Annotated in this window: 1 protein-coding gene; it reads right to left on the bottom strand. The window is 69.1% G+C overall.

Translation table 11 applies throughout. The features are described from left to right. A partial coding sequence (acs, locus tag ACFUNE_RS37580; protein ID WP_383577500.1) for an acetate--CoA ligase occupies window positions 1-1,630 on the bottom strand: 1,630 nt, incomplete at both ends.

Here is a 1,630-nt window from a genome sequence, read left to right on the forward strand (position 1 = left end):
CCGCGCAGGATGACGAAGGCGACGATGGCCTGGCCGGTGGTTTCGTCGTTCGCGCCGACGACGGCTGCTTCGGCGACGGAGGGGTGGGAGACGAGGGCGGACTCGACCTCGGTGGTGGAGATGTTGTGTCCGGAGACGAGCATGACGTCGTCGACGCGGCCGAGGAGCCAGATGTCGCCGTCCTCGTCCTTCTTGGCGCCGTCGCCGGCGAAGTACTTGCCTTCGAAGCGGGACCAGTAGGTGTCGATGAAGCGTTGGTCGTCGCCCCAGATGGTGCGGAGCATCGAGGGCCAGGGTTCGGTGAGGACGAGGTAGCCGCCTCCGCCGTCGGGGACTTCGCGGGCCTCGTCGTCCACGACCGTGGCGCAGATGCCGGGCAGGGCGCGCTGGGCGGAGCCGGGCTTGGTCTCGGTGACTCCGGGGAGCGGGGAGATCATCATGGCGCCGGTCTCGGTCTGCCACCAGGTGTCCACGATCGGGCAGGTGTCGGCGCCGATGTGTTTGCGGTACCAGATCCATGCTTCGGGGTTGATCGGTTCGCCGACCGAGCCCAGGACGCGCAGTGAGGTGAGGTCGAACTTGGCGGGGATGTCGTCGCCCCACTTCATGAACGTGCGGATCGCGGTCGGCGCGGTGTAGAGGATCGTGACCCCGTACTTCTGCACGATCTCCCAGAAGCGTCCCTGGTGGGGGGTGTCGGGTGTTCCCTCGTACATGACCTGGGTCGCGCCGTTGGCCAGCGGGCCGTAGACGATGTAGGAGTGCCCGGTGACCCAGCCGATGTCGGCGGTGCACCAGTACACGTCGCTCTCGGGCTTCAGGTCGAAGACCGCGTGATGTGTGTAGGCCGCCTGGGTCAGGTATCCGCCGGAGGTGTGCAGGATGCCCTTGGGCTTGCCCGTGGTCCCCGAGGTGTAGAGCACGAACAGGGGCTGTTCGGCGTCGAAGGGCTGGGGTGTGTGCTCGGCGGGCTGGCGTGCGGTGATCTCGTGCCACCACACGTCGCGGCCCTCGTGCCAGGCGGTGTCCTGTCCGGTGCGCCGGACGACCAGGACGTGTTCGACGCTGTCGATGCGTGAGACGGCGTCGTCGACGGCGGGTTTGAGGGCGGAGGGCTTGCCGCGCCGGTAGCCGCCGTCGGCGGTGATGACGACCTTGGCGTCGGCGTCCTGGATGCGGGCGGCGATGGCGTCGGCGGAGAAGCCGCCGAAGACCACGGAGTGTGCGGCGCCGATGCGGGCGCAGGCCAGCATCGCGACGGCGGCCTCGGGGATCATCGGCAGGTAGACGGCGACGCGGTCGCCCTTGCCGACCCCGAGCTCGGTCAGTGCGTTGGCGGCGCGGGAGACCTCGTCCTTGAGCTGGGCGTAGGTGATCGCGCGGCTGTCGCCGGGCTCGCCCTCGAAGTGGATGGCGACCCGGTCGCCGTTGCCCGCCTCGACGTGCCGGTCCACGCAGTTGTACGCGACGTTGAGGGTGCCGTCGGCGAACCACTTCGCGAAGGGCGGATTGCTCCAGTCCAGTGTTTCGGTGGGTTCCGTGGCCCAGGTCAGGCGACGGGCCTGCTCGGCCCAGAAGCCCAGCCGGTCCGCCTCGGCCTGCTCGTAGGCCTCCGCCGTCACATTGGCGT

Origin of the sequence: Streptomyces sp. NPDC057287, assembly GCF_042667905.1 — a bacterium.
Taxonomy (GTDB): domain Bacteria; phylum Actinomycetota; class Actinomycetes; order Streptomycetales; family Streptomycetaceae; genus Streptomyces.